Source organism: Flagellimonas aequoris (assembly GCF_003584165.1).
Lineage (GTDB): Bacteria > Bacteroidota > Bacteroidia > Flavobacteriales > Flavobacteriaceae > Flagellimonas > Flagellimonas aequoris.
In genome coordinates this window covers 249118-264061 of sequence record NZ_QXFJ01000030.1, presented here as the reverse complement: position 1 = coordinate 264061, position 14944 = coordinate 249118, and the positions used below count along the sequence as shown (strand labels likewise).

15 protein-coding genes and 1 riboswitch are annotated in these 14944 nt (G+C 44.1%); of the genes, 8 read left to right on the top strand and 7 right to left on the bottom strand.

Annotated elements, in window-relative coordinates:
- The first annotated feature begins 8 nt into the window (after positions 1-8).
- On the top strand, positions 9-707 hold the full coding sequence (locus tag D2U88_RS14570; protein ID WP_119641278.1) for an SIR2 family NAD-dependent protein deacylase: 699 nt from the start codon (positions 9-11) through the stop codon (positions 705-707).
- Here D2U88_RS14570 and D2U88_RS14565 read toward each other — a convergent pair.
- Positions 691-1143 carry a heme-binding domain-containing protein gene (locus tag D2U88_RS14565; RefSeq protein ID WP_119641277.1) on the bottom strand — a complete coding sequence of 151 codons (453 nt, stop codon included), beginning with the start codon at positions 1141-1143 and terminating at the stop codon, positions 691-693. The two genes, D2U88_RS14570 and D2U88_RS14565, sit on opposite strands and share 17 nt — an antisense overlap.
- 31 nt (positions 1144-1174) lie before the next feature.
- Here D2U88_RS14565 and D2U88_RS14560 point away from each other — a divergent pair, with 31 nt between their 5' ends.
- The gene (locus tag D2U88_RS14560) at positions 1175-1747 is read left to right on the top strand and encodes a hypothetical protein (RefSeq protein ID WP_147378596.1); all 573 of its coding nucleotides are present in this window, start codon (positions 1175-1177) and stop codon (positions 1745-1747) included.
- A 46-nt stretch (positions 1748-1793) separates the two neighbouring features.
- Positions 1794-3137 (top strand): adenylosuccinate lyase, encoded by a 1344-nt coding sequence (gene purB, locus D2U88_RS14555; RefSeq protein WP_119641275.1) that lies wholly within the window; start codon positions 1794-1796, stop codon positions 3135-3137.
- Between the two features lie 225 nt (positions 3138-3362).
- On the opposite strand, the gene D2U88_RS14550 is transcribed toward purB, so the two are convergent.
- From D2U88_RS14550 to D2U88_RS14530, 5 genes are all read right to left on the bottom strand, one after another.
- Positions 3363-4178, bottom strand: coding sequence for a mechanosensitive ion channel family protein (locus D2U88_RS14550; RefSeq protein WP_119641274.1), 816 nt, complete (start codon positions 4176-4178; stop codon positions 3363-3365).
- A gap of 137 nt (positions 4179-4315) precedes the next feature.
- Positions 4316-4855 carry a DUF4252 domain-containing protein gene (locus tag D2U88_RS14545; RefSeq protein WP_119641273.1) on the bottom strand — a complete coding sequence of 180 codons (540 nt, stop codon included), beginning with the start codon at positions 4853-4855 and terminating at the stop codon, positions 4316-4318.
- 113 nt (positions 4856-4968) lie between these two features.
- On the bottom strand, positions 4969-5508 hold the full coding sequence (locus D2U88_RS14540; protein WP_119641272.1) for a DUF4252 domain-containing protein: 540 nt from the start codon (positions 5506-5508) through the stop codon (positions 4969-4971).
- Positions 5509-5520: 12 nt separating this feature from the next.
- On the bottom strand, positions 5521-5940 hold the full coding sequence (locus D2U88_RS14535) for a hypothetical protein (protein WP_119641271.1): 420 nt from the start codon (positions 5938-5940) through the stop codon (positions 5521-5523).
- Positions 5927-6436, bottom strand: a complete 510-nt coding sequence (locus D2U88_RS14530) for an RNA polymerase sigma factor (RefSeq protein WP_119641270.1) — start codon at positions 6434-6436, stop codon at positions 5927-5929. Before D2U88_RS14530 ends, D2U88_RS14535 begins: the two co-directional genes overlap by 14 nt.
- Positions 6437-6648: 212 nt before the next feature.
- On the opposite strand from D2U88_RS14530, the gene D2U88_RS14525 reads away from it, so the two are divergent.
- The gene (locus tag D2U88_RS14525; protein WP_119641269.1) at positions 6649-8124 is read left to right on the top strand and encodes a S41 family peptidase; all 1476 of its coding nucleotides are present in this window, start codon (positions 6649-6651) and stop codon (positions 8122-8124) included.
- 31 nt (positions 8125-8155) lie between these two features.
- On the opposite strand, the gene D2U88_RS14520 is transcribed toward D2U88_RS14525, so the two are convergent.
- Complete coding sequence (locus D2U88_RS14520; RefSeq protein WP_119641268.1) at positions 8156-10018, bottom strand: TonB-dependent receptor plug domain-containing protein; 1863 nt, start codon at positions 10016-10018, stop codon at positions 8156-8158.
- 69 nt (positions 10019-10087) lie between these two features.
- Positions 10088-10311, bottom strand: a riboswitch (cobalamin riboswitch).
- Positions 10312-10471: 160 nt separating this feature from the next.
- Between D2U88_RS14520 and D2U88_RS14515 the strand changes: the two genes are divergently transcribed.
- The 4 genes from D2U88_RS14515 (at position 10472) to D2U88_RS14500 (ending at position 14941) form a co-directional block, all read left to right on the top strand.
- Positions 10472-11524 (top strand): ABC transporter substrate-binding protein, encoded by a 1053-nt coding sequence (locus D2U88_RS14515; protein ID WP_235855797.1) that lies wholly within the window; start codon positions 10472-10474, stop codon positions 11522-11524.
- Positions 11525-12556: a FecCD family ABC transporter permease gene (locus D2U88_RS14510; protein WP_119641266.1), complete on the top strand. Its 1032-nt coding sequence runs from the start codon at positions 11525-11527 to the stop codon at positions 12554-12556.
- Complete coding sequence (locus D2U88_RS14505) at positions 12556-13335, top strand: ABC transporter ATP-binding protein (RefSeq protein ID WP_119641265.1); 780 nt, start codon at positions 12556-12558, stop codon at positions 13333-13335. The genes D2U88_RS14510 and D2U88_RS14505 overlap by 1 nt, the downstream gene beginning before the upstream one ends.
- Before the next feature lie 268 nt (positions 13336-13603).
- Positions 13604-14941 (top strand): DNA recombination protein RmuC, encoded by a 1338-nt coding sequence (locus D2U88_RS14500; protein ID WP_119641264.1) that lies wholly within the window; start codon positions 13604-13606, stop codon positions 14939-14941.
- Positions 14942-14944 lie beyond the last annotated feature (3 nt).

The window sequence follows — 14944 nt, the reverse complement described above, 5'->3', positions numbered from 1 at the left end:
AAAGTAAAATGTCCAAACCAAAAATAGTAGTCCTTACCGGAGCCGGAATGAGTGCTGAAAGTGGATTAAAAACCTTTCGCGATGCCAATGGCCTTTGGGAGGGACATGATGTCATGGAAGTGGCCTCTCCCCAAGGTTTTGCACGAAACCCGGAATTGGTCTTGGAGTTCTATAATCAAAGACGACGACAACTGTTGGAGGTCAGCCCCAACGAAGGCCATTTGGCCTTGGCAAAACTGGAGCAACAGTTTGATGTGAGCATCGTGACCCAAAATGTGGACAACCTGCACGAACAGGCAGGCAGTTCCCATGTGGTGCATCTGCACGGCGAACTCTTTAAAGTACGGAGCATTTGGGACGAAAACCATGTGTTGGAATGGAAAAAGGACCTTGTTTTGGGTGATCTGGACCCCAATGGGCACCAACTACGCCCCCATATTGTATGGTTCGGGGAAATGGTCCCTATGTTGGAAACGGCAGCGGAAATCACCCAGCAGGCCGATGTTTTGATCATCATTGGCACCTCCATGCAGGTGTATCCGGCGGCCAGTCTGATTCATTATGTGGACCACCAAACCCCTATCTATTTTGTAGATCCCAAACCTACGGTTCGGGCGTCGGATTTCGGGAAGCTTACCATCATCCAAAAAACAGCGGTCGAGGGCGTTCCTCCCCTTGTGGAAGCGCTTTTCAATACTTGGCCCTAGCCGCATCCGCCCAAGAAACCAAGGCACTGATCTGAGCTTCGGTCAATCGCGCATCGCCGTGGGTCCAAGTGTATTCTTTTAAAGGCATTCCACCCTTTTTCACCTCTTCCACCACCTCTTCCAATTTGTGGTCCTTCTTTTTATCGGTATAGTTTTCCCAATCTGAAAAATTCAAATGTTCTTTTCCTTCTTTCACATGGCCGGCCAACCAATAGGAAACCGGAGCGATGTTGTTGTACCATGGGTATTCGGTGTTGGCGCTGTGGCAATCATAACAGGCCGATTGCAAAATTTCCTTCACCTCGGTATTGGGTTGGGTCTCGGCTTCAAAAGCGGCCACATAATCGCCTTCAGCCTGGTTTTTTTCCGGCCTGTAAAATTGCATTCCAACAAAGATGACCAATAATGCAATTGCTATTTTTTTTACTATTTTCATCGTTCAAGGGTTTCCGTAAATATACGTTTTTGTGACAGAAAAAGAACTGCATATCGCGATGACTTCCGGGAGACTTTCCAAGGCCCAAGTGGATATCCTTGTGGACCAAATGTTGCACTTTCCAGAGCTTGCCCTGCAACTCCTCAATGAAGTATTGTTAGAGGACAAAGAAGGGACTTTCAATGCCAGTTGGACCTTTGACAACCTCATGCGCAAAAAACTGGAATATCTTTTACCTTTTTTCGGGACTTTTGTGGATAGTCTTTCCCGCTTAAAGACAGAATCCTGCATCCGCCCATTGGCCCATGTGTGTGAAATGGTCTGTGTTGCCTATTTCAAAAAGAAAGACCCTGCCTTTGTAAAGAATATCACCGATGAACAGTTGGAGCAAATGATGACCTGTTGTTTCGATTGGCTCATCAGCCCAATGAATATGGCACCCAAGGTCTTTTCCATGACCAGCTTATATTATTTGGGGATGAAATTTTCATGGGTGCACCCCGAATTGAAACAAGTATTGCTGGACACCTACCCTACGGGAACGACCGGCTATCAAAACCGGGCCAAAAAAACGCTGGATAAGTTGGCCAAATTGGGGGTCTAAACCCTATAGTTTAAGTATCTTTGATGCTTTCAAAATTTTCGTGACCATGTCGTTGACCCAATTGAATGCCATTTCGCCCATTGACGGTAGATATCGAAGCAAGACCGAGGCCCTTCAGCACTATTTTTCCGAGGAGGCCCTGATCAAATATCGCGTTCAGGTAGAGATCGAATATTTCATTGCCCTTTGCGAGATTCCCTTACCCCAATTGGCAGATTTCAATACGGCATTGTTCCCCGAACTTCAAAAGATTTATAAGGATTTTTCTACTGAGGACGCGCAGTCCATCAAGGAAATTGAAAAGACCACCAATCACGATGTGAAGGCCGTGGAATATTTCATCAAGCAAAAGTTTGATGCGTTGGGCCTGCAAAAGCACAAGGAGTTCATCCACTTTGGATTGACTTCCCAAGATATCAACAACACCGCCATTCCACTTTCCATCAAGGAAGCCATGAATGAGGTTTACGTACCCGCTTATTTTGAGGTATTTGAAAAATTGAAGGAATTGGCAAAGGAATGGGAAAACATCCCCATGTTGGCCAGGACCCACGGTCAACCGGCCTCCCCAACCCGTTTGGGCAAGGAAATTGAGGTATTCGTGGAACGTTTCAAGGAGCAGTTCAATGTATTGAACGACATCCCGAGTGCTGCCAAGTTTGGGGGTGCCACCGGAAATTACAATGCCCACAAAGTTGCCTATCCAAACAACGACTGGAAGGCATTTGGCCAAAAATTTGTGCAGGAAAAATTGGGATTGTACCACTCCTTCCCCACTACCCAAATCGAGCATTACGACCACATGGCCGCCCTTTTCGATTGCCTGAAACGCATCAACACCATCTTGATCGATTTGGATCGTGATTTTTGGACCTATATCTCCATGGATTATTTTAAGCAAAAAATCAAAAAGGGGGAAGTAGGATCATCGGCCATGCCACACAAGGTGAACCCCATTGATTTTGAGAACTCCGAAGGGAATTTGGGACTGGCCAATGCCATTTTTGAACACTTGTCCGCCAAATTGCCCATTTCCCGCTTGCAGCGTGACCTAACCGATAGTACCGTTTTACGAAATGTAGGTGTTCCATTCGCCCACACCTTGGTCGGATTTCAATCCACGTTAAAAGGATTGAACAAACTGGTTTTGAACCAAGACAAGTTTGAAAAGGATTTGGAGGACAACTGGGCCGTGGTGGCCGAGGCCATCCAGACGATTTTGCGCAGGGAAGGCTATCCGAACCCGTATGAAGCCCTAAAGGGCTTGACCCGCACCAACGAAAAGATTACCCAAAAGTCCATTGCGGATTTTATTGATACTCTGGAGGTTTCGGAGGCCATCAAAGCGGAACTGAAACACATAACCCCAGCGAATTATACTGGGGTGTAATGAGTGTTTTTCGAAAAATCTTATTCACTTTTGGATTCTTTTTTCTCTTTAGTGGTTCACTTTTAAAAATACTTCACTGGGAATTTGGCCCCATTAATGGCGCTTTATTGATTGCTTTTGGATACCTTTTTCTTTTTGCAGGAATAGTTCTTTACATATGGCGGAAACTCAAAAACTAACCCTAGAGAATTATACCGGGTTTAGATTTAATTTTAAAAGTAAATTCTAAGCATTTTTGTGAATTTCCACTTGGTGCGGATATGGAATCTCGATACCTGCGGCATCCAAAGCCAACTTGCAATTTTCATAAGTAGAAAAGTACACATCCCAATAATCTTCGGGTTTACAAAAGGGGCGTACGGCAAAATTCACGGAACTATCCGCCAATTCCATCACATTGACCGACGGCGCAGGATCTTGCAACACTTTTGGATTGGAAGTCAATACATTCAACAGCACTTCCTTGGTCTTTTTGATATCCTCTCCATAGCCGACCCCGATTACGGTATCGACCCGCATTCTACCCTCTGCCGTGTAGTTGATGATATTTCCGTTTGCCATCGCTCCATTGGGCACAATGGCGAGTTTATTCTGTGGGGTAACCAGTTTGGTGGTAAAAATTTCCACCTCCTTGACCACACCCAGCACGCCTTGGGCCTCTATCAAATCCCCTATCTGGTAAGGTTTGAAAATCATCAAGAGAACTCCTCCCGCAAAGTTGGACAAAGAGCCCTGAAGGGCCAAACCTACCGCCAAACCGGCAGCAGCGATAACGGCGGCAAACGTGGTGACATCTACCCCCAATCGCGATATTACTACGATGATCAGGAATACCTTGAGCGCCCAAGAGAATAGATTCAATAAGAAACGCTGTAGGGATTCGTCGTACTTGCTCTTGGACATTACCTTTCGGGTGCCCTTGACCACTCTTTTGATGACCCACATACCCACAAGATAAATGAGCAGGGCTGTAATGAGTTTAGGTCCAAATTCCTTGGCCAGTTCCAGGCCATAATTGATCCATTCTTCTGCTTTTTCCATGGTGTCTGATTTTTTGTTAGTGTTCTAGTGATGAGACACTAAGTTAAGAAAGTAAGTCACCATTGGGGTTGCGAAATGTTCAATAAAAAAGAAAGGGCAACCCTTGTTGCCCTTCCTAAAATTTATGATGATTGGTCTTAGCCTTTCAAAAATGCACCGATCTCACCTAATCCTTCTCCTTTGTAATCGGACTTTTGGATGGCCTGCATCAACTGCATGATGTGGGCCGGATTCATGTTCTTGCCCAGTACGCGTACCAATGCAAAGCCTTTATCATTGCTGTCGCCATAAATGATGACCTCATCAATGGCATCTTCCTCACCCAAATATTTGATTACGCCTTTCCCATACTTGGAATTGATTTTCATGAGCTCCACAAATTCATCCCCTTTCAGGATTTCCTTTACTTTTTTCTTCTCCATTTCATATTCGGCCTCGTTGTCGGTGTTCTTTTTAAAGGCCAACAAATTGAACTTGCGTAGGGATTCCACAGCTTCCTTTTGGGTAGGCGTCAAATCCACCCCTTCCATTTTAAGGATACTGGCCGGAACGTCTATGGATAAGAAACTGGGGTTCTCGGAATTGTCCACATAATACTCCTGCAAACTCTGTTGCGAAGAGCAGGAAGCCAAAAGGACGGCTCCCATCACTGCGATACTTTTTAAAATACTTTTCATTTCTATGCTTTTTTGATTGATGTAAAAACAGCAAAATCAGCTGACAGTAATTAGTTGCGGATTATTGCTTTTTGTTACAATATACAACCCATTACTGCCAACCGATCGTGTTCTTAGTTATCCTTGCCCGCTTTGTTCAACTCTTCGGGCAGGTTCATCTTCTTGGTCAACGAATTGATCTTGTTCAAATCGATATCACCGGTAAGGGACAGGATCACAGTCTCAAATTTACGCCCATCGGCTTCCACATCCTTTATTCCGGTAACAAACATCAATAGTTCGCTTACGTGATCATCATCCCTACCTTGCTTGATGTAAAACTTCACATTGGCATCCTTGTCCTTTATCCGCATCAACTCTTCCAGTTTGGAGGAACCCAAGTAACTGTTCACCGCGGATTTCATGTCGGCACCGATGTTTTTGTTATCGGTGGTAAATACCTTCAAGCTCTTCAGGCTACTGGCAATGTCCATAAAATCCCTGGCCTCTGGGTCATCTACTTCTACATCGATTTTCGCCAATAGGTTGAACATGCTCTTGTTCACTACCACGGAGGTCACTTCGTCCATGTCCTCGAACTTGTCAAATAAGGATTGTGAAAATCCGGCAAGTGGTAGTACGGTCATCAATAGGATTAAAATATGCTTTCTCATCTTTTTCGTTTTTTAATTGTTGTTGTAAATTTTCTCTCTTGCTGCTTCAAACTCTTTCAGATAGGCCACTTTTTCTGTTCCCCGGCCAAAATTCTCCGCCAAGAGCTCAAATGCTTTTTTGGTTTCCTGGTAGGCATACTCCGCCTCTTTTCTTTCTTGGTATTGTTTACCAAAATAGATGCCAAAGGTCAAAACTACTGCCGCTGCAACGGATAGCCACTTGTAATAGTTTACTCTAGGTTTTAATGGAACCTGCTTGGTGTACCTTTCTTCCTTGGCGATGGAAAAGTAGTTGAACATGGGCCTGTACTGCTCCAAGTGCGGTGCTACGCTGTCCTGTGCGAAATACTCCCTGAGTTTTCTTTCTTCGTCCACAGTGCTAGTGGCCTCGAAATACTTTTCCAATATTTTTTCTATGTTACCCAATTCCATAGCTATGTTTTTTTGTTAATTCATCCCTAACTGTCTTTCTTGCCCTGGACAGTGCCACACGCACCGCCGTAGGTTTCATGTCGAGCAGATCACAGATCTCCTCGAACTCGTATTGCTCCACATCGCGCAGTTGCAATACCATTTTTTGTTGTTCGGGCAGGTCTTCCATGATGCGCTCCATCCAGCCAATGCTGTCCTCGGCTTCCAATTGCCGCTGAAGCGACACATTTTCATCCGTGTAATTACTGTGCACCAATTTCAGGTTACCCGCTTGTTTGGACTTTAATCGGTCCAAACAAAAGTTTTTGGTCATGGTCATGGCAAAGGCCTCAACATTTTTGTACTCTCCCATCGACTCATTTTTTGACCAAAGCTTCAACAAAATTTCTTGTGTAGCGTCTTCCGCTTCCTCCCTGGACACCAGCAGGCGCTTGGCCATTCGGTAAAGCTTGTCCTTGAAGGGCATCACCACGTTTAAAAATTCTGTTTGTTTCATTTGGTTGTCTTAGTTGTTTCAGGCTTTCTTATCGCCCTACATTATCACGACGACACATATCGAAATTTGTTACAAAAAATTTGCAATCTCCTTAGATGTACCTATTTTGCAGAGCAAATGTATCCCGTTATACGGGGATTCCATTAAGTTTCTTCCAGTGCTTCTGACGCTAAATGGAACGATAGTTGTGGGATTTTAATTAAAAATAGGCTATGAAAAAGTATCTTTTATTGTTTTTGGGATTTTCTGTGGTGCTACTATCGTGTAGTAAAGACGATAATAACATTAAAAATGGAGAAACCCCAAACCCCGATTCCACCGATGTAACCGTACAAAACTTTATGTGGCAAGCCCTGAACCTTTGGTATTTTTGGCAGGCTGATGTTAACGATTTGGCGGATGATAGGTTCTCGACCGACGCGCAATACACCGAATTTCTGCAAACCTATGACGACCCTGAAAGTTTTTACTATGATATTTTGCTTTATGGGGATGACCGTTTCAGTTTCTTGAACGAGGATTATTCCGAATTGGTAAGCAACCTTTCCGGTGTTTCCAAAAGCAATGGTCTAGAGTTTGGTTTAGTTAAATTTTCGGACAGTAACGACGTTTTTGGGTATGTGCAGTATATCGTAGCCAACTCGGATGCCTCTACCAAAGACATAAAAAGAGGAGACTTGTTCCTTAAGGTTGATGGTACCCAACTCACTGTGGACAACTACTACGACCTGCTTTTTGGTGACAATGACAGTTATACGCTGGGTATGGCCTACATCAGTGGGAATACCATTTATGAAGATACCACCAGAGAGGTTACCTTGACCAAAATTGAAAACCAAGTGGAAGACCCTATATTGATAGCGGAAACTTTGGACGTTGGTGGCACCAAAGTGGCTTATTTGATGTACAATAGATTTCTTAGCAACTTCAATGAGGATCTAAATGAGGTATTCCTAAAATTTAAAAATGATGGTGCCACGGAACTTGTGCTGGATATGCGTTACAATCCAGGGGGGTCCGTAAACACTTCCCGTTTATTGGCCAGCATGATCTATGATACCGATACGGACAAGGTTTACATCAAACAGCGTTGGAACGATAAAATACAAGCCCAATTGACTGACGATTATTTAACGGACTACTTTGCCAGCACCACTGGTGTCAGCCCAATCAACACATTGAATTTGAGCAGGGTATTTGTTTTGGCCACCAATGGTTCAGCATCTGCCAGTGAGTTGGTGATGAACGGTCTTGCCCCTTATATCGATGTAATCCATATTGGAGAGACCACACGAGGAAAAAATGAGTTTTCCATTACATTGGTGGATGACCCCGGGAATTCCTTTATATATTCCAGCGATAGGGAAGACAAAATCAATACCGACAATAGCTGGGGATTACAACCTTTGGTTGGCCGTAACCAAAATGCAGATGGTTTTTATGATTATACCAGTGGACTGGTACCTGATATTGAACTAGAAGAAGATTTGACAAATTTAGGTACCCTAGGAAATGTGGATGAGCCGCTATTGAAAAGAGCTCTTCAAGAAATTTCAGGAACTTCTGCAAAAGGAGATTTTACGGTACAAATGGCCGCCAAGTCATTTACATCTTCCAGGGTACAGACCGCGGTGAAAGACAACATGTATCTGGACAAACCATTGCCCACTGATTTAACCATACAATAAAGAAAAGCGGCCCAAGGGCCGCTTTTTATTTCTATAGGTTCAAGTTCATCCCTATCCGGAAATTCCTTCCCCTTGTCGTATAACCTATAATTTCGGTAAACTCTTCGTTCAATATATTTTCTGCATTGATGAAGATATTCAGCCTATTGGGAATCAATTCATGGCCAATGTACAAATTCACCAAGGAGAAGGCGTCCAAAGGCACATCGGTAAAAGTACTGAAGTCGGTATCGAACCTTTTCCCAGTATATGCATAGGTCAGGGAAAAATCGGTGGCTTGCCCCAACTCGTAGCCAACGGAAAGATTGGCCTTGTGCCTAGGAATTCGAATGGCATTGTCGCCTTTCCGTTCGGTAAAGGTATAGTTGGCGTTTACGTTCAAGGATGTAATGGGTAGCCAAATAGCCTCTACCTCTACCCCATTGGCATTGATCTCATCCGCTAAGTTGATGCTGGTATAATTGATATCATATCCAATGGTGTTTTTCTCATTGCGGTCAAAATATACCGTACTGAACCTGAGTTTGTTGCTCAGTTTGACTTCTAAACCACCTTCTATGGTCCTATTTTCTTCAGGCTCCAAATCCGGATTGCCGCCAAAGGCGCCGAACAATTGTGTCAGGTTGGGAGTGATATAGGAAGTGGCATACGACCCCAGCAATTTTACATAACCATCCCGGGTAGGGAATACAAACGAGGGATTCACATTGTACACCAAATGGTTTCCGTATTCAGAATGATGATTCAAGCGACCGCCGGCATTCAGGTTTAGTCCAAAATTGGAAACATAGACCACATTGGCATAGGGATCTACAATGGTAAATTGGGCATTCTCTACAAAAACCGCTTCGTCATTAATGCAGTTTACCCCTAAAATGGTATGCCACTGTTTTCCGAGGGTATATTTGTTGTAAAGATCCAAAACCCAGTTTTTCCCTTCCGTAGTACTTTCGCCATAGGTGTCCTTGGAGTTGGTTTCATAATCGGTGTAAGCGGCATTCAAATGAAGGGAGCCCTTTCCATAGGTTAGTTTGGAGGAAATCCCTGCCCTTTGTTGCTCGCTCTTGCCCAAATTCGGCGCATCGGCATTGGAAGCATCATATTCATTGCTGAACTTCGTTTGGTTGCCAAATACAGCAATCTCAAAATCCTTCGAAAACTGATAGCCCAATCGCAGATTGGTACTGTAATGCGAGAAAATGTCCTCCTCGTTTTCCGGTGTAACCGCTGCGGACAAGCCACTTTTATATCGGTTTGAAAAATCGACGGCATACTTGAACTTGTTCAATGTGCCGTTCACATTGACGGCGTTGCTGATGCTTCCCAGATCATAGTTTTGATCTTCAGCGGTTTGATTGGTCCCAATACTGGTTTGAAAGTTGCCCACAATCTTTTCTTTGGAACTTTTTTTCGTGGTGATGTTGATCACCGCCGTGGCGGCATTGGTTCCATAGAGTGTACTCGCTGCTCCTTTGATGATCTCAATGGATTCAATGTTCGAGGGGGAAAGCAACCGAAGATCATATTCCTGCGAGAAAGAAGATGGGTCGGACACCCGGACCCCATCAATAATGATCAACACTTGCCTGCCTCGACCTCCTCTGGCATACACACCAAGCACATCACCATCTCGACCGCGACTACCCGTAATCTCGATACCGCTTTTGGTGTTGATGATCTCCGCAACCGTTTTGCCTTGGTTGCGTTCCAACTCTTGGGCCGTGATCTTGATCACCGTTTTCCCAGAGTTTTCCCTTTTCAGTTCAAATTTTGAATCGCTTACCACCACTTCATCGAGCTGGTGCACTTTTAGGGAATCTTGCTGTACGTTTTGCGCAAAAAGTCCCTTACCCGCCAATACGACGGCCAATAACCAAAAATGATTTTTTTTCATTTCGTTTACGTGAATAAACGGGAGAATAGTATGGTTTCCATACGTAAACTTTTATCCCGAAAGTTTAACATTGTTTGTTTGAATTTGGCAGGTCTCCTGGCTCGTTTTATGTTACCTCACCTTCCCATTCGATCACCGAACAGTGGTTTTGAAGAAAGCAACATCCCCAAAGGGGTGCCAAAGCAATTTTGGCATGGACTTACAGTTGCGGGAACAGCTCCGGATTTACACCGGATTCCCTTTTAATCATACAAGAATCAATCCCTGTATGAACCTAAATTCGGCACGAAAATAATGATTCTGTTTAATCTTTTTTGGCAAAAGTTAAATAATCTTACTTTTGGAGCTATGGTAAAATCAATTCGTCCATTGGTTCTATTTTGCGGTTGCCTGCTTACACTTTTTTGGGGGTGTGGGGAGAAAAAACATGCGGAAATAGTACAAAAGGATTCCGTGGGATCAGCCATAAAATACGCCAGTGGCTTTATCATCGAAAAAAAGCAGGACTATACCGTATTGGAGGTTACTTCTCCTTGGCCTGGAGCGGAAACGCATTTCAAATATGCCTTGGTTCCCAAGGAAAAATTGGCATCCATGACCTTTCCCAAGGATGCCTATGATGCCATCGTGGGTACCCCGGTCGAAAACATAGTGCTTACCTCCACCACTCACATTGCCCCACTTGAAGCATTGGGGGAGCTCAAAACACTAGTTGGCTTTCCAGATACCGACTATATATCCTCTTCAGCAGCTAGAAAACTAGTAGATGAAGGTCAAATTAAGGATTTGGGCATGAACGAGGCCATCAATACCGAAATGGTGTTATTGCTCCATCCTGATTTGATCATTGGGTTCAGCATCAACGAGGACAACAATTCATATGATATCATTAAACGGGCTGGAATACCTGTGATCTACAATGGTGATTGGGTAGAACAGACACCGTTGGGCAAGGCGGAATGGATCAAGTTTTTTGCTCCTTTTTTTCAGAAGGAAGTTGTAGCGGACAGCATTTTCAAAGAGATTGAAACTTCGTATTTGGAAGCCGTGAAACTGGCCAAAACAGCCAAAAACAAACCTTCGGTCTTAACCGGAGGACTCTATAAAGATGTCTGGTACGTGGCAGGTGGAAAAAGTTGGATGGCCCAATTTCTCGAAGATGCCAATTCCGATTATTTGTGGGCCGACACCTCTGAAACTGGAAGCATCGGACTAAGCCTTGAATCGGTTCTGGAAAAGGCCCAGAATGCTGATTTCTGGTTCAATCCATCGGCAGAAACTTCTTATACGAATTTGGAAAACGCAAATCCCCACCATAGGAAATTTGCGGCCTTCACCAATAAAAAAATCTACTCCAATGCCATGGAAAAGGGTGCCAAAGGAGGGCTGATTTTTTACGAACAGGCTCCGCAAAGGCCTGATATTGTCCTAAAAGATTTTATTGCCATTCTACATCCCGAATTACTTCCGGACCACGAACTCCGCTTTATCAAACCCCTGGAATAAATGCAGCGTCCAAGATCATATCGCATTTTCTTTATCCTGATCGGTCTGGCATTGTTATGCTCTTGGGTCTTGAACTTGGGTTCGGGATCGGTCCACATTCCTTTTGGGGATACCGTATCCATTCTTTTTGGGGGCGAACCCCAAGTAGAATCATGGGGTTACATCGTTTGGAATTACCGATTACCAAAATCCTTTACTGCTATTTTGGTCGGAGGTGGTTTGTCGTTGAGTGGTTTGTTGATGCAGACCTTGTTTCGAAACCCATTGGCGGGACCTTTTGTTTTGGGCATCAGCTCCGGGGCCAGTTTGGGGGCCGCCCTCTTGCTCATGGGTGTCACTATGGTTACGGGAATGGCTTCGTTTTCCTTTTTAGGTGATGTTTCCTTGGCATTGGCCGCTAGCATTGGCAGTTTTTTGGTGCTTTCCGTGGTGATGATCGTAGCCCAGCGGGTGAAAGATACCATGGCCCTTTTGATCATTGGGTTGATGTTTGGCAGTATTACCTCTTCCATAGTCAGTGTACTGGCCTATTTTTCAAGTGCCGAAAGCTTGCAAAGGTTTATCTTTTGGTCGTTTGGAAGTGTAGGTAACCTCACCCCTAACCAGATTTTTTTGTTGACAGGCATTGTGATAATCGGCCTTTTGCTCAGTATGCTTTCCTTAAAACCCTTGAACGCTTTTCTTCTGGGCGAACATTATGCCCAAAGCCTCGGTGTTTCACTGAAAAAATCAAGATTGATCATTATTATTGCGACAGGACTGTTAGCTGGTGGCATCACGGCCTTTGCCGGCCCGATCGCATTTGTGGGATTAGCAGTGCCTCACCTTACCCGGCAAATCTTTGACACCATGGAACACAAGGTATTGATTCCTGCCGTATTTCTTTATGGCGCTATTTTGATGCTTTTGTGCGATACCTTGGCGCAATGGCCCAATTCGGCCAGCGTGTTGCCCATCAATGCCATAACCTCCTTGGTCGGGGCACCAGTGGTCATTTGGTTGTTGGTCAGAAAACGTAAAATGTTGTTCTGATGGAAAAAGGGATTCAAAAAAATCTTTCAGCACACAACCTTGCCATCGGTTATGGAAAAAACGTGGTGGTCGAGCATATCAATTTTTCCCTTAAACTAGGTACCCTTTGTGCCATAGTGGGTGTGAACGGCATTGGCAAGTCAACCTTGTTGCGTACTATGGGAAGATTCCAACCTAAACTATCAGGAAACATCACACTACATGATAAGGAATTGGACCAATACTCCCCGTTGGAACTCTCCAAAAACCTCAGTGTGGTTTTGACGGAGCAACCTGCCTCCAAAAACCTGACGGTGCTTGAACTCATCGCTTTGGGAAGACAGCCCTACACCAATTGGCTGGGTACCTTGTCTCCCGAAGACGAAAAACATGTCCAAATCGCTTTGAATGCCTTTTTGTTGAACGACCTCAAACATCGGAAGTGCCACGAGTTGAGCGATGGCCAATTACAACGCGTACTGATTGCCCGGGCTATGGCACAGGATACACCCCTTATTTTATTGGATGAGCCCACCACTCATCTGGATCTGTACCACAAGGTGCAGATTTTGAAAATGTTGCAACAATTGGCGCACGACCAACAAAAAACCATTGTTTTCACCACCCATGAGATAGAGCTGGCCATTCAACTGTGCGACAACATCTTGATTTTGGATGGCAAGGAAAACCCCTTTGGAGATCCCTGTGAACTGATCGAGCAAAAGCACTTCGAAAAACTCTTCCCTTCGGAAATGGTTCAGTTTGATGCCAAGACCGGTTCGTTCAAGATATCGAAGTAATTATTGATACGGAGTGTTGGATTATTAGATTTTGGATTATTAGACACATTGACCCATTACCCTCTTTTAATCATAGTATTATTCCACTCCCCTTTGTCATTCTGAAGGAGCAAAGCGACTGAAGAATCTCTTCATGGCTTAATCATTTAATTTTACCTCTAACCTAACACCTATTATCTCTTGATCGTCCATTTTGTGGATTTCTGCCTTTGATGAAATGACATTTTAATTTTGTAATCCATTATCTTTATCCATTAGAAACTATAGCATGAGCGCTGAATTAATCTATGTCATTGTTGGGGTCATCACTTTGGTCATCGGCCTTTTTGTGGGTATGTATATCCAAAAGCTGAAGACCAAATCTACCGAAAGTGTTTGGGAGGAGAGGGAGCAGCAACTCAATAACACCATAAAGTCCCTTAATGATAAACTGCTGCTCGGTGATGAGGAAAAAAAGGAACTCCAACGGGAAAAGGAACAACAGGGCAACCAATTGGTGCGGTTTCAGGCCGAAATGGAACACTTGCAACGCATTAACGGGGAGCAGAAAGAAGAAGTAGAAAAGCTTCAGGAAAAATTCACCAAAGAGTTCGAGAATCTGGCCAATAAGATTTTGGATGAAAAAAGCACCAAATTCACGGAACAGAACCAAAAAAACATCAAACTCATTTTAAGTCCATTACAGGAAAAAATACAGCTTTTTGAAAAGAAGGTAGAAGAAAACCAGAAGGAGAACATCAGCATACATTCGGCATTGCGGGAACAACTGTTGAACCTGCAGAGCCAAAATTTAAAAATCACCCAAGAAGCGGAGAACCTGACCAAAGCCTTGAAAGGTGACAGTAAAATGCAAGGGAATTGGGGGGAATTGGTCTTGGAACGCGTTTTGGAAAAGTCTGGTCTTGAAAAAGATAGAGAATACAGCATACAGCAAAACTTCACTAGGGAAGATGGTAGCAGGGTCATGCCCGATGTCATCATCCACCTGCCCGATGGAAAGAAAATGGTGGTGGATTCCAAGGTATCGCTTACCGATTACGAACGATTTGTGAACGCCACGGAAGAGGACAAACCCAAATTCCTGAAAGACCATATCAATTCACTTCGTAGGCATGTAGAGCAATTATCAGCCAAAAAATATGAGGACCTCTACGAAATGGAAAGTCCCGATTTTGTGTTGATGTTCGTTCCCATAGAACCTGCTTTCGCCATTGCCGTAAATGAGGACAACTCCCTCTACAACAAGGCATTTGAGCAGAATATCGTCATTGTTACCCCATCTACTTTATTGGCGACCCTTCGAACTATAGATACCATGTGGAGCAATGAAAAGCAACAACGGAATGCCATGGAAATAGCAAGACAGGCTGGGGCGCTATACGATAAGTTCGTTGGTTTTATGGGTGATTTGACCCAAGTGGGCAAAAAGATGGACGATGCCAAAGGGGAATATAAAAACGCCATGAACAAATTGTTCGATGGCCGTGGAAACATCATCACAAGTATTGAAAAGCTTCGCACCATGGGGGCCAAGGCCAAAAAAATATTGCCAGAACCCATCTTGAAGCGTGCTGAAGACGACGATTTGGAAGAACTTAACCAGTAAACA